Source organism: Thalassovita sp., assembly GCF_963691685.1.
In the GTDB taxonomy this organism is placed as follows: domain Bacteria; phylum Pseudomonadota; class Alphaproteobacteria; order Rhodobacterales; family Rhodobacteraceae; genus Thalassobius.
Window position 1 is genome coordinate 3,196,456 of record NZ_OY829290.1, and the last position, 18,640, is coordinate 3,215,095.

The 18,640-nt window shown below is 59.8% G+C and carries 20 protein-coding genes; 3 read left to right on the forward strand and 17 right to left on the reverse strand.

Annotated elements, in window-relative coordinates; translation table 11 throughout:
• Positions 1-4: 4 nt before the first annotated feature.
• The 15 genes from ACORLH_RS15330 to ACORLH_RS15400 all read right to left on the reverse strand — a co-directional run bounded on the left by ACORLH_RS15330 (position 5) and on the right by ACORLH_RS15400 (position 12,247).
• Positions 5-523: a hypothetical protein gene (locus tag ACORLH_RS15330; protein ID WP_321829210.1), complete on the reverse strand. Its 519-nt coding sequence runs from the start codon at positions 521-523 to the stop codon at positions 5-7.
• Entirely contained in the window at positions 523-894 is a 372-nt protein-coding gene (locus ACORLH_RS15335) for a hypothetical protein (RefSeq protein ID WP_321829211.1), read from the reverse strand. The genes ACORLH_RS15330 and ACORLH_RS15335 overlap by 1 nt, the downstream gene beginning before the upstream one ends.
• 13 nt (positions 895-907) lie before the next feature.
• Positions 908-1,867 carry a hypothetical protein gene (locus ACORLH_RS15340; RefSeq protein ID WP_321829212.1) on the reverse strand — a complete coding sequence of 320 codons (960 nt, stop codon included), beginning with the start codon at positions 1,865-1,867 and terminating at the stop codon, positions 908-910.
• Positions 1,868-2,206: 339 nt separating this feature from the next.
• On the reverse strand, positions 2,207-2,539 hold the full coding sequence (locus tag ACORLH_RS15345; RefSeq protein ID WP_321829213.1) for an L-rhamnose mutarotase: 333 nt from the start codon (positions 2,537-2,539) through the stop codon (positions 2,207-2,209).
• Between the two features lie 36 nt (positions 2,540-2,575).
• Positions 2,576-3,406, reverse strand: a complete 831-nt coding sequence (locus ACORLH_RS15350) for an amidohydrolase family protein (protein WP_321829214.1) — start codon at positions 3,404-3,406, stop codon at positions 2,576-2,578.
• Positions 3,403-4,380 carry an aldo/keto reductase gene (locus ACORLH_RS15355; RefSeq protein ID WP_321829215.1) on the reverse strand — a complete coding sequence of 326 codons (978 nt, stop codon included), beginning with the start codon at positions 4,378-4,380 and terminating at the stop codon, positions 3,403-3,405. Before ACORLH_RS15355 ends, ACORLH_RS15350 begins: the two co-directional genes overlap by 4 nt.
• Before the next feature lie 22 nt (positions 4,381-4,402).
• A complete protein-coding gene (locus ACORLH_RS15360) occupies positions 4,403-5,611 on the reverse strand; it encodes a UxaA family hydrolase (RefSeq protein ID WP_321829216.1) in 1,209 nt (402 codons plus the stop codon).
• A gap of 3 nt (positions 5,612-5,614) precedes the next feature.
• Entirely contained in the window at positions 5,615-5,920 is a 306-nt protein-coding gene (locus tag ACORLH_RS15365; RefSeq protein WP_321829217.1) for a UxaA family hydrolase, read from the reverse strand.
• Positions 5,921-5,928: 8 nt separating this feature from the next.
• On the reverse strand, positions 5,929-6,831 hold the full coding sequence (locus tag ACORLH_RS15370; protein WP_321829218.1) for a GntR family transcriptional regulator: 903 nt from the start codon (positions 6,829-6,831) through the stop codon (positions 5,929-5,931).
• 37 nt (positions 6,832-6,868) lie between these two features.
• Positions 6,869-7,540, reverse strand: a complete 672-nt coding sequence (locus ACORLH_RS15375) for an RraA family protein (RefSeq protein WP_321829219.1) — start codon at positions 7,538-7,540, stop codon at positions 6,869-6,871.
• A gap of 10 nt (positions 7,541-7,550) precedes the next feature.
• Positions 7,551-8,342, reverse strand: a complete 792-nt coding sequence (locus tag ACORLH_RS15380) for an SDR family oxidoreductase (protein WP_321829220.1) — start codon at positions 8,340-8,342, stop codon at positions 7,551-7,553.
• Positions 8,335-9,369: a zinc-binding alcohol dehydrogenase family protein gene (locus ACORLH_RS15385; RefSeq protein ID WP_321829221.1), complete on the reverse strand. Its 1,035-nt coding sequence runs from the start codon at positions 9,367-9,369 to the stop codon at positions 8,335-8,337. Before ACORLH_RS15385 ends, ACORLH_RS15380 begins: the two co-directional genes overlap by 8 nt.
• 72 nt (positions 9,370-9,441) lie before the next feature.
• Complete coding sequence (locus ACORLH_RS15390) at positions 9,442-10,353, reverse strand: sugar ABC transporter substrate-binding protein (RefSeq protein WP_321829222.1); 912 nt, start codon at positions 10,351-10,353, stop codon at positions 9,442-9,444.
• Between the two features lie 111 nt (positions 10,354-10,464).
• Positions 10,465-11,457, reverse strand: coding sequence for an ABC transporter permease (locus ACORLH_RS15395; RefSeq protein ID WP_321829223.1), 993 nt, complete (start codon positions 11,455-11,457; stop codon positions 10,465-10,467).
• Position 11,458: 1 nt separating this feature from the next.
• Positions 11,459-12,247, reverse strand: coding sequence for an ATP-binding cassette domain-containing protein (locus ACORLH_RS15400; protein WP_321829224.1), 789 nt, complete (start codon positions 12,245-12,247; stop codon positions 11,459-11,461).
• Positions 12,248-12,608: 361 nt separating this feature from the next.
• Here ACORLH_RS15400 and ACORLH_RS15405 point away from each other — a divergent pair, with 361 nt between their 5' ends.
• A complete protein-coding gene (locus ACORLH_RS15405; RefSeq protein ID WP_321829225.1) occupies positions 12,609-13,295 on the forward strand; it encodes a fumarylacetoacetate hydrolase family protein in 687 nt (228 codons plus the stop codon).
• An 85-nt stretch (positions 13,296-13,380) separates the two neighbouring features.
• On the opposite strand, the gene ACORLH_RS15410 is transcribed toward ACORLH_RS15405, so the two are convergent.
• Positions 13,381-14,502, reverse strand: a complete 1,122-nt coding sequence (locus tag ACORLH_RS15410) for a serine/threonine protein kinase (protein ID WP_321829226.1) — start codon at positions 14,500-14,502, stop codon at positions 13,381-13,383.
• A 416-nt stretch (positions 14,503-14,918) separates the two neighbouring features.
• Between ACORLH_RS15410 and ACORLH_RS15415 the strand changes: the two genes are divergently transcribed.
• Together ACORLH_RS15415 and ACORLH_RS15420 are read left to right on the forward strand one after the other, a co-directional pair.
• Entirely contained in the window at positions 14,919-16,298 is a 1,380-nt protein-coding gene (locus ACORLH_RS15415) for an MFS transporter (RefSeq protein WP_321829227.1), read from the forward strand.
• A complete protein-coding gene (locus tag ACORLH_RS15420) occupies positions 16,298-17,977 on the forward strand; it encodes a HAMP domain-containing sensor histidine kinase (RefSeq protein ID WP_321829228.1) in 1,680 nt (559 codons plus the stop codon). Before ACORLH_RS15415 ends, ACORLH_RS15420 begins: the two co-directional genes overlap by 1 nt.
• On the opposite strand, the gene ACORLH_RS15425 is transcribed toward ACORLH_RS15420, so the two are convergent.
• Complete coding sequence (locus ACORLH_RS15425) at positions 17,947-18,603, reverse strand: response regulator transcription factor (protein WP_321829229.1); 657 nt, start codon at positions 18,601-18,603, stop codon at positions 17,947-17,949. The two genes, ACORLH_RS15420 and ACORLH_RS15425, sit on opposite strands and share 31 nt — an antisense overlap.
• Positions 18,604-18,640 lie beyond the last annotated feature (37 nt).

The following is an 18,640-nucleotide window of genomic DNA, read 5'->3' on the forward strand; positions in this document are numbered from 1 at the left end:
GCGCTTAAAGTGCGCAGGCTGAGGACCCGGCGAAGAACCTGACACCCTCGCCAAAATGCGCCTTTTGTTGTTGGGTGGCCACCACTTTGAACAACGAACCATGCAGGCAGGTGAGTTTGCTGGACAGGCTCTCAAGCTCTCTTTTCAGCAAACCTTCATCACACACGTTAGCCTGCACGCAAGAGCCGGCGGCGTCGATGAAGCTGACCATATTATCGAAGCTGCGCAGAAACTCCGGGCCGGTTTCACCCGAAAGAACCTTATCGGTGATCGCCTTGGTGATTTCTTGGCGATTGCCAAGCTGCGACAGCTCTTCAAGGTCGTATGCGTTCCAGATTTCATCCAGCTGGTCGTAGTCGTTGCGGATGGACGCAGACTGCAGCTGCAACACATACTGCAGGCTGGCTGCGTGTCTGCTTTGATTGTTGGAGCGGATGTATTCCATGACGCCGAGCGTCATGACGACCACGCCGGAGACGATTCCAAAAATCTCTGCGATGTCTTTGACGGTTGAAAGTTTCATTATCGGCATGGTGATTTGGGAACGCTGATCAAACTGTCTGCGGCGGCGAAGACATCCGGGCTCAGGCACTTCAGATCCTGCTTGGAAAAGACCACGGCAGGATCAGGGGCAATGGTTCCCTCTGAAGCCGGCGCCTGGGAACCGCTGTTTTTAACCAAATCGGACAAATTGGTGCTGGCCTCGGGGCAGCTTTGCAGAACAACAACCACAGGGTCATTGGGTGCATCCTGATACTCTGCCAAATTTGCGATCAGGCACTCCGCCCATTCTGGGTGAATAAACCAAAGATCCTTATCCGCAAGAGACGGGGTTGGCGTGGAAAACATCGCCCCCACCAGCACCACCGCTTTCGCCTGTCTTATCAATTTCATCGGTTTCAGCTTTCTACTTAGTCAATGTCGACAGATCCGTTGGACCGGGGATGCCTTCCAGGAAATTACGGAAGAACCGGCCAGAGGCCTGAACAGAGGTCGTGCTCAGCTCACCATAGCGGTTGTATTTGCAAATTGCGGTTTCGTCGGTGTCCGCCCCCCGCACAATCTGAATGTCACCGTCACTATACTCTAACGTTGTTCTTTCAATGTCAGCCTCTGATATTGGCTGGGCAGAAACGCCCTGCGCCCAGGCAAAGCTGTTGTGGCACGCCCCCTGAACGTAACGCCTCAGGTCTTGGACAGCCACACGCAGCGGCAGCTCAATCTCCCACAGGGCGGCCTCATTGACCGTGGTCACATAAAACATCGATTCCGACGGCGTCAGCATCATCTGAACCAAAAGGGAATTTGGCAAAATTGGCTGCCGTGAAAAATCCCAGCTTGGCTTGATGCTCAGCTTCTGAATGGCCTCGCCCAAATCCTTTTGCGCCGTTTGATACACATCCGACACCACTGAACCCGGCAAAGGCACCTCGGGCAATGTGATGGCGGGCGCGTGAAACCCCAATTGGCCGCTGGGGTGCAGAACGCGGTAGGCCTGACCGTACTCCGACATCTCAGAAAACCCGCCCCCCATGAAGGCAATCGCGCATGCAGACACACAGCGCGCCCCGGGCTCAATCATCGTGATGATCTGTTGTTCGCGGAACACCTTGGCCAGTTCAATTCCGGCCTGAAAGGATCCCCCGTCACTGTTCAAACACAAAACGATCGGAGCGTTATAGGATCGTTCAGCTTGCGACGCGGGTTGGTTTAGCCGGGCCGGAATATCGCTGACATCACTTGCAACAATAGGTCCAGACAGTTGGTGGCTGCAGGCCAACAAGCTTGGGTCATTGAGCGAAGCCCCATTGAACGGCGCGTCGGCAACAAACGTGATGTCTGCAGCCTCCACTCGTCCCGCTGACACGAGACAGAGCCCAGCAATCAAAACAGCGGCTCGCTTCAAAAACAGTGCCCTTCCTAAGGTTCCATCAAATTTAATCAGGTCATCCCCACAAAGTGACGCGGTCATCATCTGCGCCGCGTGATCGGGCTATTGCAGGGCCATGTAGCGCTTTAAGACGTGCCATCGGCCGGGATATTGCAGGGCCTTGCGAAGAATTAACCTGAGTTACTATTTCACAAACTTAATGCGAGAATCGCAAATCAATCCACCCTCTTTAAAGGGTGGATCGCCAATTCCTTTTCGGCCGAATAGCTGGCAGCGGCTTGAAAAGAGACGCGACCGCCCTTCAAGCCATGGTGATTACTCCAGATAAAAAACCTGATCCATCGCGGCCCACCATTCGCCTTCGGCGCGGGTGGTCAGGGGGGTCTGCATCGGGCCGCAGACGGACCACCATTTTTGCGTGACCTCATCGGCTGCGATGGCGGCCGTGTCGGCGTCAAAATCACTGCCGGTGTATTCCCAGTAGCTGAACATCAGGTTTTCAGGTTCGCGCAGGAAAATCGAATAATTTGAGATATTTGATTGCTTCAATCGCGCCAGAACCTCCGGCCAGACATCGGCGTGGAGCTTTTTGTATTCGGCGATCGCCTCTGATTTCAGACCGATCACCATCCCCATTCGCTGCATCATTCTTCCTTTCCCTTGTCCCGAACACGCCATTCGCCGTTACAGGCGATAAAACGCCGCCGCGGTGCCACCCATAATCTGGGCCTGTTCCTGATCGCTACAGCCGGCGATCGCGCTGCGCACAAACTGGATCCAGCGAGCATAGTCACTGGCCAGGTTCACAACCGGCCAATCGCTGCCAAACATGATGCGGCCCGGGGCAAAAATGCTCAGCACATGCTGGGCAAACGGTTGCAGATCTGCCGGCTGCCAATCAGGTCCTGCCTCGGTCACCATCCCGGACAGTTTGCACCAGACATTCGGACGGGCGGCCAGATCCGCCATGCCCTGATGCCAGTCAGGATCGGGCAAATGCCCCTGCCCCATCTGCGGTTTGGCCAGATGGTCGATCACGATCCGCAGGTTTGGATGACGGTCGGCCAGCGCCGCGATCACCGGCAGATGGCGGGGTTGGATCAACGCATCAAAGGCCAAATCCAGCGCGGTCATATGGCGGAGGGCTGGCTCCACCTCCGGCCGCAGGATCCAACCGGTGTCATCGATGTTCTGCAGCATCGGCCGCAACCCTTTCAGCACAGGATTTCCCCGCAACCGGTCGATCACATCACAGGCGTCCGGCGCGCTGAGGTCGACCCAGCCCACAACGCCAGCGATCATCGAATGGTGTGAGGCTAAGGTCAGCAGAAACTCGGTTTCCGCAACAGTGTCCGTGGCCTGCACCAGAACCGTTTTGGTCACGCCAGCCTCATTTAGCAGCGGTGTCAGATCACCGGGGCCAAAGTCCCGAAAAATCGTGGCAACACTGTCGTTTGGCCAGGGATAGTCACCGCGGGACAACTGCCAGAAATGGTGATGGGCGTCGATGATCATGACGCCCCCCCTGTCTTATCAGCCCCTGCGTCAAAGGCATCCAGTTCCGCCCAAAGTGCCGCGGGCAACGGTTGGGCGAACTGCGCCACGTTGCGTGTAAGCGATCGTGCCTTGGAGGTGCCAATCAGGGTTGAGGCGACCAGATCACTGCGGGCCGGGAACTGCAGCGCGGCGGCGGCAAGCGGGGTGTCGTAGCGGGCGCAGATCTCTTGCAATGCGGCGGTTCGTTTGAGGATCTCAGGGCTGGCCGGGGCATAGTCATAATGCGCGCCCTCAACCGGTCCGGTCGCCAAAATACCTGAGTTGAACACGCCCCCCATCACCAGACGGATCCCATGCTGTTGCAGCAGGCCGAACATCCGCACGGCGCTACGATCCAGCAATGTGTAGCGCCCCGCCAGCAGGATCAGATCTATCCGCATATGGCCGATCAGCTCCTCACAGATTTCAACGGTGTTAACCCCCAGCCCGACAGCGCCAATTGCGCCGCTGGATCGCAGGTCTTCCAAGGCGCGGGCGCCGCCGTTCAGCAGATCAGCGCGATGCTGCGCAGTGTCGGTGCCCGCCCCGGGATCGCCGATGTCATGCACATAGAGGATATCAATCCGATTGAGGCCAAGGCGCTGATAGCTGTCCTCGACCGAGCGCATGATGCCGTCATAGGTGAAGTCAAAGCTCTGTTTGAACGGCAGCGCATTGTGAAACCCGTTGATGATGGCAGGCGGATTGGGATCGGGGCGCAGCACCCGACCCACCTTGGTGGACAGGGTCCAGCCCGTTTTGTCGCGCAGAAACTGACCCAATCGCTGTTCTGAGGCGCCATTGCCGTAATGCGGTGCCGTGTCAAAGTAGCGGATCCCGCTGTCCCACGCAGCGTTCAGCACCTCTTCGACATCTCTGTCAGACACGGGCTGGTAAAGCCCGGCCAGACCCGAGCAGCCAAAGGACAATTGGTGGGTTTCGTTCAGCATCATGATTTCCTAGTTCTTCGCGCCGTCAGGCCGCGTGGCAGCCGGGTTCGACGGGGCGCGCGGTTTTATAGGTCAGCACAAACTCGGCATGACCCAGCGCCTCGGACCGGGTGACCGCGCCCTGCCCCAACCCGATCAGCGCCTGATAGATTTCGCGCCCCACCTCTTCGAGGCTGGCACGTCCGGTCAGGATCTTGCCGGCATTCACATCCATATCTGCGGCCATGCGCTGATAGGTTTCCGGGTTGGCGCAGACCTTCAGCACCGGTGAGATCGCCGAGCCGACAACCGAACCACGCCCCGTCACAAAGATCACCGCATGGGCACCGCAGGAAATCAGCTCAATGATTTCCGCGTTGTCGTTGATATTGGGGTAGCCGTATTTGGGGGCGCCGTCGGGCACCACATCCAGCAGATAGAGCCCGCCTTCCGGCGCCTGTTCGGCAGGACGCAAAATGCCGCTGATCGGGCTCTGGCCGGATTTCGCATAGGCGCCCAGAGACTTCTCTTCAATGGTGGCAAGGCCGCCGGTGGCATTGCCGTTGGAAAATGATCCATAGCCCATGGCCGCGTAGTAACGGGCGGCTTTGTTCACCGTTTCAATGATCTGCGGCCGCAGGGCCGGATCCGCAACGCGATCCGCCATGACATGTTCACAGCCGATAAGCTCCCCGGTTTCCTCAAAAATACAGCGGGCGCCTTCGGCCACCAGCAGATCAAAGGCCCGGCCCGCAGCCGGGTTGCCGGTGATGCCCGATGTGGCGTCCGAGCCGCCGCAGATCGTACCGATCACCAGTTCGGACACATCCATGGCCACTTTGGGCAGATCCATCAACGCCTGCTGGGTGCGCCGCACCCAGTCCCGCCCGGCGTCAACCGCCGCAAGGGTGCCGCCGGTGTCCTGAATGGTGACAAGGTTCACCGGCCGGCCCGTGGCGCGGATCACCTCGGCCAGTTTTTGCTTTTTGAAGTTTTCGCAGCCCAGCGACACCAGTTGTACCGCGCCGACGTTGGGATGGGTGCAGAGCGCCTCCATCATCTCTTGACCGTAGTCGGAGGGGAAACAGCCGGAAAAGCCGACAACCTGCACATCTGAGGGGTCAAAGGGGCGGGCAATCTGGGTGCAAACGTGATGGGCGCATTCAACCAGATAGGCGACCAGCACCACGTTGCGGATCCCTTTGCCGCCGTCCTGACGCGGCCAGGCCATCATCGTTTCAGAAGGGTTGGCCATCGGTCACTCCATGATCTCAACAGTGGTGTAGCGGCTGGCCAGATTGTGCACATGCACGTGTTGCCCCGGCGCGATATCCTCAGCCGCGTAGCCGATGGGGAAGCCGTATTTCACCACATCCTCACCCGCCGCAATTGCCCGCAGCGCCAGTTTATGCCCCATGCCCAGAGTTTGAGGCATCTGATGCGCCACACCGCCGATCTGCAGGGTTTCGCCCTGATGCACGGCAGCCGTCAGCACGGCGATATTGTCACCCTGTTTCAGGCACAACAGCCGTGGATCGTTCGGGGATGGGGCAGTCTGTGACATATCCGTCCTTACGTCTCCACATCCCAGGAGACCGAGTTCAGCAAGGTGCTGCGGGCCGCGTTCAGGTGGGTTTGGAAATGGCTGAGCGCCAGATCTTTGTCGCCGATTTTCAAGGCGTCGATCACCGCCAGGTGCTGTTGCGCGGCCACAAGGTTGCGCTCATGCTCATCCTGTTTGTTCCAGCGGTAGTGATAGTGGAAGATGACCGAAACCAGTTCAAAGAAGTCATCGATGAAACGGTTTGACAGGTTGTCGCTGAGGATGCGGTGAAACTGTTCATCCAGACGCGGGAAGCTCAGGTAGTTCTGATCAATGGTATCGATAATGTCCTGATGGGCCTGTTCCATCGCAACCAATGCCTGCCAGGCAGCGCCCTCCCGGCCACCGGCCAGAAGCGCCCAAAAGGCGCGCAGTTCAAACATCTCGCGGACGTCAAACAGCTCCATCGCGAAATCGCGGGTAAAGCCACGCAAAACCCAGTGACGGTTGGGCTCTTTTTCGATCAGCCCGAAGCGGGAAAACTTGATCAGGAACTCACGTAGGACTGAGGTGCTGGCACCAAATTCGCGCACCATATCGCTTTCATGCAGGATGGTGCCCGGTTTCAAATCGCCGCCAAGGATATATTCCATAAACCGCGTCTCGACCCGTTCGCTGGTCGACAGCGTTTCCTCTTTGGCGAAATAATCCCCTGTTTCGGGTTTGCGCAGCACGATCTTGTGGCGACCCGACCATTGAATGACGCCGATTTCGTCCAAATGCGACAAGACGGCCCGCACCGTGGTCCGGCTGATGCTCAGCCGCTGGGTCAGCTCCACCTCAGAGGGCAGCGTTTCCTGCAGCGCCAGCGTGGCAACATAGTCCAGGCTGCGGTTGAGCGAGTCTTTGTATTTGGAATTGTCTCGGGACATCTGCGGGCAATAACTCCTTATAAACGCAGCAAGCTTCTTACATTACGCCAAATGTTGCAAAGGCCTCTTGGGTCGACATGCCCGCCTTGATCGCTTTTGCCACCTCGTTTTCGGTCGCCACCTTCTCCAATGCGGCGGCAATTGCCTGTGTTTCTACCTCACACGGGATGATCAGAACCCCTTCGTCATCGGCAAAAATCAGATCGCCGGGCTGAATGGTGGTCGCGCCAATGCGGATCGGCACGCGGTAATCCAGCACCTTGCCACGCACCCCTTGATCCTGCGCGTAGGCGCCGCGCGAAAACACCGGAAAGCCGAGGCGGCGGATTTCATCACAGTCGCGGATATAGCCGTTCAGGATCGCGCCTGCGGCGGCCAGATGCTGGGCGCGGGTGGACATCAATCCACCCCAGAGCGCGTAGTCCAGCGATGCGCCCGAGGCGATGTAAATCTCCCCCGGTTTCAGATCATCCAATGCGGCAAACATCACCCCAAAGGGCTGATCGTTGAGCGGCCCCTGACCCGCCCCATCTGGATAGTCCGCCTCCAAGACCGGCATGGCGCGTCCGGCGATTTTCTGCCCTGGGTTCAGCGGCTTGATCGGTTGTGGCAGGAACTGATTGGGATGCCCCATCGTATCCAGAACGTCGCCCACAACGGCGGTGAACAGCTGGTCTTTCATCACGGTGAAAAGGTCATGATCCTGCATCGTTCCCCCCTCAGAACCCGGTTGCGCCGCCGCCATCCACCAGCAGCACCTGCCCGGTGATGTAGCGCGCCGCCGGGGACGACAGAAAGGCACAGGCCCAGCCGATATCGGCCGGATCACCCAAGGCGCCCATCGGAATACGGCTCATGATCTTGGCTTTGCGTTCAGGGTCGCCTTTGGTCGCAGTGCGGAACACATCGGTGTCAATCCAGCCAGGTGCCACGCCGTTGACCCGGATCCCCTGCCCGGCAAACTCGGCCGAGAGGGCGCGGATCACGCCATTAATCGCGGTTTTTGAGATGGTATAGCCCGATACATTGGGTTGCCCGATGTAAGCCGTCATCGATGAGATGAACTGCACGGATCCCCGCCGCCCCTCAGCAACCATGCGTTTGGTCACCGCGCGGCTCAATTCCAATGCGCCGCGCACATGGACGTCAAACACGCTGTCAAACTCCGACAGGTCCGAGTCGTGAAACGGTTTCTTAATCGTGTTGCCTGCATTGTTGATCAGGATATCGATCGGGCCAAAACGGTCATGCACCTGTTGTTCAAACGCAGGCAGCGCGGCCATATCCGTGAGGTCCAACGCGATGTATTCCACCCCGGCTCCAATTTCGGCCGCCGCCGTTTGCAGCACATCCTCACGACGTCCGGCGATCACAACCTTGGCCCCGCTCTCGGCCAATGCCTGCGCGATGGCCTTGCCCAGCCCGGTGCCGCCCCCGGTGACCAGCGCGGTTTGTCCCTGCAAGCCATAGGCCTGCGCCAATTGATCTGTTGCCAGCGCGCCATCAGCCATTCTGACTCTCCTGCATTTCAATCATCACTTTGAAGGTTTCCTGACGGTGCGCCTCCCAATAGGGCAGCGCCTGATCGGCCTCTGACCAGGGAAACACCCGTGAGATCAGCAAGTCCCCCAGATGCGGCTGTGCGGTCAGGCAGGTGATCACCGCCTCAAAATCCGCCCGCAGCGCATTGCGAGAGCCGAGGATATCCAGCTCTTTCAGGTTAAAGAGCGCGGTCTCATAGCTGACTTTGGATTTGGCATAGCCTACATAGACCACCCGGCCGCCAAAGCAGGCCAGATCAATGGCACCGCGGAAGGTTTCGGGCAGGCCAACGGCCTCCACCACCACATCAGCGCCGTGACCATCGGTCAGCGCCTCCACACGGGTCGCCAGATCTTCGCTCAGCGGGTTGATCATTGCCTCAACCCCAAGGGCGGCAAGGGTGGCCCGTTTGGCCTCACTCACCTCGGCAACCAGCACCCGCGCCCCGCGTGCCTGCGCGGCCAACACGGCACCGATGCCGATCATGCCTGCCCCCAACACCAGAACAGTGTCGGTGGCATCAACCCGCCCCCGGGCCACCGCATGGAACCCAACGGACAGCGGTTCAACCAGCGCCAATTGGGCGGCAGGCAGCGTCTCATTCAGGATGAAATTTTCATACGGCACAGCCAGTTGCGCGGCCATGCCGCCCTCACGCTGCACACCAAGGGTTTGGTTATGCTTGCAGGCGTTCTGCCGCCCCGCCCGGCAGGCAGAACAGCGGCCACAGGTGGTGTAGGGGATCACAATCCCGGCCTTGCCGCGTACAAATTCTGCTGGCACCTCAGCCCCAGTGGCGGCAATCACGCCGCCAATCTCATGTCCCGGGATCCGCGGCAGTGCGGCCAGCGGGTTGGCGCCGCGATAGGTGTTCAAGTCACTGCCACACAGCCCGACAAACCGCACATCCAGCAGCACCTCACCGCGGTTCAGCGACGGCGGTTCGATGGCGCGAAATTCGGTTTTGCCAACAGAAGAGATGACGAGGGCGTCCATTAGGGGCAGTCCTTGAATTTTTGAGAAGGGATCGGGCCGCCCAACCAGCAGGCGACCCGAAGGCTCGGAGGGTTATTTGAAGTCACCAACATTGTCGGAGGTAATCAGGATGCCGTCGATCGGGGTGAAGGCCGCGACCTCCTCGCCCTTGATCAGCCCAACCAGATTGGCCACGGCTTCGGCGCCCATGCGGGTGTTGTCCTGTTTGATGGTGGCGGCCTGTTCGCCGGCCTCAATCGAAACCAGGTTGGCCGGGTTGCCGTCAAAGCCAACAATCACCAGATCGTCCAGCTTGCCCAGCTCGGTCGCTGCCGAAACAGCCGCCAGTGCGCCCGGATCCCAGGCCGAGAAGATGGCTTTGATGTCCGGGTTGGACTGCAGGAAGTTCACAGTGGTTTCATAGGCGCAGGCGTCCTGCCAGTCACAGATCTGGAAGATCACCTCATGCCCTGCGGCCTCAGCCGCGGTCAGCACACCATCACGGCGCGCATTGCCGGTTTGGTGCCCGGCGGAACCACCAAGGATCAGGACCGAGCCTTTGTCGAGCTGGCTGACGATGTATTCCCCTGCAATGCCCGCAGCGGCCAGGTTATCGGTCTGAACCAGGCTGCCGACGTGGTCATGTTCAATGCCGGTATCCACGGCGACCACCGGAATGCCCTTGCGCTTGGCCATATCCAAGGAGGCGTCAAAAGCGCGGTTGTCGACTGAGCCGATGATGATGCCGTCCACGCCCATGTTGATGGCGCGGTCTACCGCATCTTTCTGGGCTGCGGCGTCAGGCGAAGAAGCCGTCAGGTCCAGCAGTTCAATGCCCATATCGTCCGCCTTGGCGGCAGCGGCATTGGCCACCCCGATCCAAAAGGTGTTGTCCGTGGAATAGCCGGTGTAGGCGATCTTCAACTCATCCGCCATCGCAGCGCCCGCCATCAGGGCCCCTACAGCAACCGAAGCCACCATTCCTTTCAAAGCACGCAGTTTCATGTCTTTCCTCCCTTAGATTTCAGATCTTTGGTTCTGTTTTGCCCGGTTTGCTGGGCAGACTTGTCCTGTGGGGCTCCTCCTCCCCTACAGAAATTCCGAATGATTTCAGGCTTATCGGCCGGGTCGTCGCCAGACGTCCCAATAGACCGCCAGGATGATGATGATGCCGATTGCAATCCGCTGCACCGAGGTCCCCACCCCAAGGTAAGAGAGGCCCACGATGATGGTTTGCATGATCAGCATCCCGATCAGCGTCTTGCCCACGCCGCCCCGGCCGCCAAACAGGCTGGTGCCACCGATCACAACCGCCGCAATCGCGAACAGCTCATAACTCTGCCCCCGCGCCGGCATGGCAAAGTTCAGTTTCGCCACCTCCAGCATCGCCGCCACTGCGGCCAGCGCACCGCCGATCATGTAGTAATAGATCCGGCTCTTGCGCACGTTCACACCGGACAGCCGTGCCACCTCTTCATTGCCGCCAATGGCAAAGGCGTGGTTGCCCAACCGGGTTTTCGTCAGGAACAGGCCAGAGATCAGGGCCACAGCAAACATGATGAGCATCGGCACCAGATAGCCCGAACCCAGCATCTTGAAGCTGTCAGGAAAACGCGACAGATCGCGGCCACTGGCCAGGATCTCGGCAATGCCTTTATAGGCAGTCAGCCCGCCCAGCGTGACGATGAAGGCCGGCACTTTGGTCAGCACCTGAATGGTGCCGTTCAAGGCGCCAAGCGCCGCCCCTGTGGCCAGACCGATCAGCACCGCCACCGGCACCGGCAGCTTGTATTCGGCCAGCACAATGCCAACGATCACCCCGACCACCGCAAAGATGGAGCCGACCGACAGGTCAAGCCCGCCTGAGATCAGCACAACCGTGGTGCCACAGGCCAGAATGGCCAGAATGGACGCCTGGCCAAAGATCGACAGCAGCGTATCAAGGCTGCGGAAGGGCTCAGACAGGGTAAAAAACACCATGTAGATCAGCACCAGCGCCGCCAGCACCTGCCAGATTTGCTGGAACTGATGTTTCAGCACCTCAAAACCACCAGCTGCCGCCGAAGGGGTTGAGATCTGGGTCGAGGAATTTTCGGTCATATCAGTCATCTCAGGCCGCCCGGTCTTGATTGTCTTCGCTGGCGCCGGTGATCAGGCTGACCAATGTGTCGCCGTCCACGTCCTGGACGTCCCTCACGGCGGCCAGCCGGCCCAGACGCAGTACCATCACGCGGTCGCAGTAGTTCAGCACATGCTGCATATTGTGGGTGATCATGATGACCGACAGGCCGTGATCCTTGAGCGAGCGCACCAGATCCATCGCCATCTTGCTTTCGCGCACGCCCAGCGCGGCGGTTGGTTCATCCAGAATGGCGATGCGTTTGCCGAACATCACCGTTTTGGCCAGGGCCACCGCCTGCCGCTGCCCGCCGGAGAAGGCTTCGGCCTCGCGGTAGATATCGGCGATGCGGATGTCGAGCTTTTGAAACAGGTCGCGGATTTCGCGATCCATCCGGGCAAAATCCAGCGCGCCAAACAGCCGCCCCATCAGGTCATCCCGCAGGATCTCGCGGCCCAGAAACATGTTCTTGGTGATCGACAGCTCATTCACCAGCGCCAGATCCTGATAGACGGTTTCGATCCCCGCCGCCTTGGCATCCGTGGGGGAATTGATCTGCACCTCCTGCCCGTCCATCTCGGTCACGCCAGAGGTTTTGGCAATCGCGCCGGTCAGCGCCTTGATCAGCGTCGACTTGCCCGCGCCGTTGTCACCAACAACCGCCAGAACCTCACCTTCGCGCAGGTCCAGATCCACGTTGTCCAGCGCCACGACGCCGCCGTAGTGTTTGCTGAGCCCCCGCGCCCGCAAGATCGTTTTGGCGCCCTCAGGCTGTGCCATATCTCATCCCCCCATCGCAGCGATGCCCTCCGTCCAGACACGGTGCCACGTTTCCTTATTTGGTTTTTAATACTTAAAAAACATTCCGCAGATCGGTCAATTGTTTTTTAAATATTAAAATACAAAATCTCGTAAGATACTGTTTTTAAATTTAACTTTAACACAGAACGTTAGCAGAACTGGATATCAGGCAGGGTGAATGCACCTCCATGACCGAGTCGTTAGGGCAAAAACCACCGTCGCCAGACCGGCCAACGGGTCAAGAAACCGTTTGACGGCTGACCGGCAACGGATCATCTAAATTCCGACGTTCCGTGGGAGGTCCAGCCCCCGCGAACAGCGCAGCACGCAGGAGAGACCGATGCCCAACTTTGCCATTAAACCCGCCCCAATTGTCGGGTTGCCAATCGCTGGCCGCACGGATCTGTTCCCGGTGCGCCGGGTCTACTGCATCGGGCGCAACTATGCGGCCCATGCCATTGAAATGGGTCATGATCCCGACCGTGAGCCGCCGTTTTTCTTTCAGAAAAACCCGGACAACCTCGACCCGTCAGGCAGGTTTCCCTACCCGCCAAATTCCAATGACGTGCATCACGAAATGGAGCTGGCGGTGATGCTGAAATCCGGTGGCACTGACATCGCGCTTGGTGACGCGATGGACCATGTCTTTGGCTACGCGCTGTGCCTCGATATGACCCGGCGCGATTTGCAGGGGGTGGCCAAGAAGATGGGGCGCCCGTGGGAAATCGGCAAAGCCTTTGAACACTCCGCCCCGGTTGGGCCCATCCACCCGGCGGAAACAACAGGGGCGATGGATCAGGGGCGTATTGCCCTGACCGTGAATGGGCAGCTGCGTCAGGAAGGGGATCTGAACCAGATGATCTGGAAGGTGCCCGAGATGATTTCCTACCTCTCGCAGTATTTTACGCTGGCACCGGGTGATGTGATCCTGTCAGGCACCCCCGCAGGCGTTGGCCCGGTGGCCAAAGGCGATGAGATGGAGCTGTCGATTGAGGGGTTGGGCAACATGACCGTGACGGTCGTCTGAAAGAGGCCGCAAGTTGCGGCCGCAATCGGCATCCCCAGCTTGGATAATCACGGGCCGGCCAGCATTGGACCGGCCCGTTTTCATATCACAGGTTGGGGAAATAGTCCTCACAGTCCCCATCGCGGTAAACATCCGCGGTGCAGCAATGCAGGCCACCACCAAAGGCATAGGCATCGCGCAGCTCCACCTCGACCACTTCCATGCCCAGCTTGTCCATCTGTTCGGCCTGATAGACCTCGGACTTCTCAACACAGACGGTTTTCGGATCCAGAACCAGCACGTTCATGCTGAGCCAGGTCGAGGAATAACACAGCGGCGGCGGGGTGTTATGCGCGGGCTGCGCGGCATCCACAATCTCCCAGCCGTTTTTCTCAAACATGCTGCGCTGCTCTTGCGGCAGGCGGCGCTGCGGGTTGTTCAGGATCAGCCCCGGACGCAGCGGGGTGAAGGTGGCGTCAATATGGATCGGATAGGGATCGCCGGGGAAGTTTACCGTGTGGACGCGGTGATCCGGGAAGTGACGGCGCAGCCATTCAATGCCTTTGAGGTTGGTGGTGAACCCGTGCTGCACCACCAGGTCCTTGCCAAAGCGCAACACATCGGCAGCGTCGAACAAGGGCTCTTCCTCAGTGGTGACAAAGAACTTCTCCGCCGCCCATTGCAGGCGTTTTTCAACACCGATTTTGTCGCTCAGGTAATCGGGGTGGTAATCCGCATCCGTCAGGCGCGGTTTCGGCGCGGCCTCATGGCGGAACTTCGGATCCTCATCCCAATATTGCTGCATCAGCGGGCGATAGTTCAGGTATTCAAACCAGCGGCAGCGATAGGACATCGTTGCCTCCAGGATTTCATGGCCAACGGTCAGCAGAACATCGCGGGGCGGCATGCAGCCGAACTGGCTGTCGGTGTGGAAATCCGGGGTGGTCGCGGGTTTTGAATGATCGATTGAGGTCGGCCGATCCACCCGGATCCCGCGGCTGCGCAGTTGGTTGGCGAAATTGTCCAACAGCTCATTAGCGCGATCGATGGTTTCCTGCGGACGACGGCCCCACTGGCCGCGCATGTCGCTGTCTTCGGGCACCTTGGCATCCAGGGCAGGCTCTTCGGGCGGGATATGACAATCGTCGGCACGCCCCACGATCACGTGGCGCAGCGTGTCCCACTCATTCCAACTTTTGACTTCGGTTCTATCCGGTGACCATGCCATGGCTCGATCCTCAAAGGAGGGAGATCAGGCAGGGCCCTCAATCTCCCGATTGAAAGTCCCGGCGTACAGGAGGTGTTCTGCGACACAAGGCTTTCGCCCCGGCGACGCCATCGCCCAAGTGTCCCCACCGATGTAGCATTCTGATTTTGCGGAGGGAAGAAAACTGTTCAGAAAACCGCTCTTGGCCTCAACACCGTTGAAAAATCGGGCAGTTTGAGCACCGAAACCCACCCGTGGCAAAGCTATCACCCCTTCGGGTGCCCCCGTGGCGAAGCAATCATCCATTCGGGTGCCCCCGTGGCAAACCAATCACCCATTCGGGTGATTGTGCAGGCCGCGCAACAAAGGTGTTTGTTCTCAAGCGAGAGTGATTACAAACTGGCCCCACCGGGGACACTGTGAGTTGGGGGGATAACATGCCACAGGGTGAGATCGGCAGCGCGGCCCGTTTGGGCGGGGATATGGCGGGGGGGGACACACCGCCAAGTAACAGTCCGCCAAGCAACACACCGCAGCGCGCCTTGCGGCACTGGCAGTTGATCTGTTTCACCCTGCTCAGCGCCCCGCTGGCGATGGTTAACTTTGCCGTGGTCAGCTTTGTGCCGACCTATTACGCCATCGACCTGGGGCTGGGATTGGCGCTGGTGGGAGCCGTTTTCATGTTTGGCCGTTTCTTTGACGTTTTCACCGACCCGCTGGTTGGCGCGCTGAGCGATCGCAGCCACAGCCGCTGGGGCCCGCGTGTGCCTTGGATGGTGTTGAGCTTCCCACCGTTGCTGGTGTTTGGCTGGATGCTGCTGGTGCCGCCTGCCGCGGTTGGCCCGCTGTACCTCTTCCTCGTGGCCTCAGGCTATCTGCTGTGTCTGACGCTGTTTGACGTGCCCTATTCCAGCATCGGGCTGGAGATTTCGCCGAACCGTCACGAGCGTTCCGTCCTTGCGGGCACCAAGGCGGTGTTCCAGATCATAGGCGCGCTGATGGCCTCACTGGTGCCGGTGGTGATCGCCGCGCAGATGGGGCTGTCGCTCAGAACCTTGGCGATGATCTTTGTCACCAGCATGCCGCTGGCGCTGGTGGCCTTTCTGATCGGCACGCCGCGCTATAGCCAGCCCGCCCGGGCCGCACGCCCGTCGCTTTGGACCGCGTGGCGGGTCTGTCTGGCGCGGCCGGCCTTCCGCCAGATGATGATCGCCTTTTTCACGGTTCAGGCCGCCAATGCCATGACGGTGGGGCTGCTGGTACTGTTTGTGACCCATGTGCTGCAGGCCCCTGCGATGGTCGGGCAGATGTTTCTGATGCTACTGCTGGGCACGGCTTTCTTTGTGCCGCTGTGGATCTACCTGTCGAAAAAGATCGGCAAGCAACAGACCTGGATCACCGCGATTTGCCTCTGCACTGTGGTCCTGCTGCTGGCCTATGGGGTGGCCCCTGAAAGCACGGTGATGATGCAGATGATCTGCGTCGGCCTTGGCGCCTGCATGACCTGTGACGCGGTCATGCCCACATCGATGCTGGCCGATATCGTCGCACGGGATGAGGCCGAGGCCGGGCACCCCCGCGCCGCCAGCTATCTGGCGTTGAAAAACGCGGCCTCCAAGATGGCCTTTGTGGCGCCGATGGGCGTGGCCTTTCCGATCCTTGGCTGGGCCGGGTTTGACAAGGCGGGCACCAATGCGCCGGAAACGCTGAGCTTTCTGTTGTTCTTCTTCGCCGGTCTGCCGGCCCTGCTGCGCCTGATCACGGCCACCTACCTGTGGCGGGGATTGAAGCCGCAAAACAGCCACGCGACCGCTTGATGGCCGACCTCCTCGCCCCCCCAACTGAGGATCAGCTGCGCGCCGAAGAGGCGCGGCTGCTGCGCGAACGGGCCAGCGGATCGGCGCGTTCGGTCCTGATACTGATCGCGTTGATCGCCGTTAGCCTGGTCTCGGTTGGACTGTGGCAACAGGCACTGATCTGGGCGGCGCTTGCCTCGGCCATGGTGGGGGTCACCGTCTACTATGCACGCAGCTATGATACGGCAGGCGAAACACCGGCCCGGGTCAACCGTTACCTCTTGGGCCATGTGCTGATCACCGGCACAACCGGCCTCCTCTGGACGCTTGGCGCCTTGCAATTGGCCAGCCCAACGTCCGAATTGCGCACCTTCATGGCCGGGCTGTTTCTGACCTCCATCACCGCGGGCGGGGTCATGGCCGGTACGATTTACCGCCCCGGCTATCTGGCGCTGGCCTTTGCCTCGGTGGTGCCGTTCAGCCTGACGCTGGTGATCACCACCGACGGGGTGCTGCGGATCTACGGATTTTTCCTGCTGCTTTATTTCGGCTTCTGTGTGACCACCAACAAAACCGCCAGCCGCAAAAGCCGTGATGCGGTGGCGGCCAAACTGGTCAGCCGAAATGCGGAACAAGTCCTGACGGAGTTTGCGGAGGCCGCCAAAGAACATCGCCAGACCAAACGGTCTGTTGCCGCCATTCAGCATGATATGGCCCAGCCGCTGCTGGCGTTGCGTAATTTCCTGACGGAAATGGACCGTCAGGCCAACACCCCGGATCAGGCAGTACTTGTCCGCCAGATCCGCATGGCGTTGATCAGCCAGGAAGCCCTGGTTGAAGAACTGGCCAGCGTTCAGAAATCCACCGAGGACGCAGTGGCACAGGCGATCGATCTGGATGAACTGCTGGCCCAGCTGCGGGCAGAATACGCCCCGCAATTGGCCGCGATGGATTGCCAGCTGATCGTTCAGTCAGACGTGACTACGATCTGGAGCGATCAGGCCGGGCTGGAACGGATCCTGCGCAACCTGCTGAGCAATACGGTGCGCTATGCCGCCAGCGGTGAACGCGTGACCCTGCAGGTGCGGACGCAGGATGGCAGTACCCTCTTTACCGTCACAGATCAGGGTCCGGGCCTGCCTGCAGATCTGCTGCAGGCCTTGCAGGATGGCGTCACGCAGGTTGCCTCCGACCGGGGCAAAGGCCTTGGCCTGGGGATCAGCCGGCAACTGGCCGATGCTTTGGGCGGGGAGCTGACCTTTGCCGCCCCCATCGAAGGCGGCACTGCGATCACGCTGCGCCTGCCCGGCGCGGCGCCGGATGACAGCGCGCAAAGTGCGTTCGTCTTATGTGTCGGGCATGAGGATCTGCCCCACCTTGGCGTCTGGGCAGACCTGATTTCCATGTGGATCTGGGAATTTGCCCATGCCGCCACCTGCGCTGAGGCCCAAAATCTTATCACCACCCTGCGCCTGACCCCAGATCTGATCGTGCTGGATCCCCTGCCCGATGCCCCCTGCACCCCGGCAGAGGTTGCGGCGCTGGCCAAAATCGCGCCGGTCCTTCATCTGAAACGCGACAGCGGTGACATTGAGGTGGCCCATGTCACCAAGTCCGAACCCATGCCGGGCAGCGAAGCGCAATTGCGCAAAACGCTGGAGGATATGGCTCAGAACAGCGCCAGCTCACGCGCACGCTGAATGGCCGCGGCGCGATTGTTGACCGACAGCTCGCGGTAGATGGTTTTCACATGGGTTTTCACAGTGTTTTCGCTGATCGCCAACTCGCCAGCGATCACCTTGTTGGTCAGCCCCTGCGCCATCAGGGCAAGGATGCGCTGCTGCTGCTCGCCCAGTTTGGGCCGCAGAACGGTATCGGTGCCATCGTCATGAAACACGCTGCGCCGGGTGCCCTGCCGCATGCTGCGCGCTGGTAAGGGGGATGCTTCGGATGCCGCCGCGACCGCGTCAAACAGCACCTCCTGTTCGCAGGATTTATGCACAAAGCAAAAGGCGCCAACCAGATCGGCATTGCTGCGGGTGATCGCATCCTCAGAGGCAGAGAGCACAATCACCGGCACCCCAATGTCACGCGCCCGCAAAGCTGCAATCAGGGCAATGCCGTTGATCTGCTTCATCGCCAGATCGGTGATCACAATGTCAAAGGTCTGCCCCTGATCCACCGCGGTCAGAAAGGCGGTCCCGGTGGTGAACAGCGCCACCTCAACGTCCAAGGGACCTTGCGCAAACAGGTAGCCCAACCCTTGTAAAAACAGGGCATGATCATCCACAATCGCCAGTCGCTTCGGCTGCTCAGCCTGCGCCATTCCGTCCGTTCCCCACTTTGGACGCCCGGGTCTGCCA

What these genes read in the sequence shown, in the direction of transcription:
- ACORLH_RS15330 (WP_321829210.1), bottom strand. Translation starts at nt 523, where the DNA reads ATGAAACTTTCAACCGTCAAAGACATCGCAGAGATTTTTGGAATCGTC.
- ACORLH_RS15335 (WP_321829211.1), bottom strand. Translation starts at nt 894, where the DNA reads ATGAAATTGATAAGACAGGCGAAAGCGGTGGTGCTGGTGGGGGCGATG.
- ACORLH_RS15345 (WP_321829213.1), bottom strand. Translation starts at nt 2,539, where the DNA reads ATGATGCAGCGAATGGGGATGGTGATCGGTCTGAAATCAGAGGCGATC.
- ACORLH_RS15350 (WP_321829214.1), bottom strand. Translation starts at nt 3,406, where the DNA reads ATGATCATCGACGCCCATCACCATTTCTGGCAGTTGTCCCGCGGTGAC.
- ACORLH_RS15355 (WP_321829215.1), bottom strand. Translation starts at nt 4,380, where the DNA reads ATGATGCTGAACGAAACCCACCAATTGTCCTTTGGCTGCTCGGGTCTG.
- ACORLH_RS15360 (WP_321829216.1), bottom strand. Translation starts at nt 5,611, where the DNA reads ATGGCCAACCCTTCTGAAACGATGATGGCCTGGCCGCGTCAGGACGGC.
- ACORLH_RS15365 (WP_321829217.1), bottom strand. Translation starts at nt 5,920, where the DNA reads ATGTCACAGACTGCCCCATCCCCGAACGATCCACGGCTGTTGTGCCTG.
- ACORLH_RS15370 (WP_321829218.1), bottom strand. Translation starts at nt 6,831, where the DNA reads ATGTCCCGAGACAATTCCAAATACAAAGACTCGCTCAACCGCAGCCTG.
- ACORLH_RS15375 (WP_321829219.1), bottom strand. Translation starts at nt 7,540, where the DNA reads ATGCAGGATCATGACCTTTTCACCGTGATGAAAGACCAGCTGTTCACC.
- ACORLH_RS15380 (WP_321829220.1), bottom strand. Translation starts at nt 8,342, where the DNA reads ATGGCTGATGGCGCGCTGGCAACAGATCAATTGGCGCAGGCCTATGGC.
- ACORLH_RS15385 (WP_321829221.1), bottom strand. Translation starts at nt 9,369, where the DNA reads ATGGACGCCCTCGTCATCTCTTCTGTTGGCAAAACCGAATTTCGCGCC.
- ACORLH_RS15390 (WP_321829222.1), bottom strand. Translation starts at nt 10,353, where the DNA reads ATGAAACTGCGTGCTTTGAAAGGAATGGTGGCTTCGGTTGCTGTAGGG.
- ACORLH_RS15395 (WP_321829223.1), bottom strand. Translation starts at nt 11,457, where the DNA reads ATGACTGATATGACCGAAAATTCCTCGACCCAGATCTCAACCCCTTCG.
- ACORLH_RS15400 (WP_321829224.1), bottom strand. Translation starts at nt 12,247, where the DNA reads ATGGCACAGCCTGAGGGCGCCAAAACGATCTTGCGGGCGCGGGGGCTC.
- ACORLH_RS15405 (WP_321829225.1), top strand. Translation starts at nt 12,609, where the DNA reads ATGCCCAACTTTGCCATTAAACCCGCCCCAATTGTCGGGTTGCCAATC.
- ACORLH_RS15410 (WP_321829226.1), bottom strand. Translation starts at nt 14,502, where the DNA reads ATGGCATGGTCACCGGATAGAACCGAAGTCAAAAGTTGGAATGAGTGG.
- ACORLH_RS15415 (WP_321829227.1), top strand. Translation starts at nt 14,919, where the DNA reads ATGCCACAGGGTGAGATCGGCAGCGCGGCCCGTTTGGGCGGGGATATG.
- ACORLH_RS15420 (WP_321829228.1), top strand. Translation starts at nt 16,298, where the DNA reads ATGGCCGACCTCCTCGCCCCCCCAACTGAGGATCAGCTGCGCGCCGAA.
- ACORLH_RS15425 (WP_321829229.1), bottom strand. Translation starts at nt 18,603, where the DNA reads ATGGCGCAGGCTGAGCAGCCGAAGCGACTGGCGATTGTGGATGATCAT.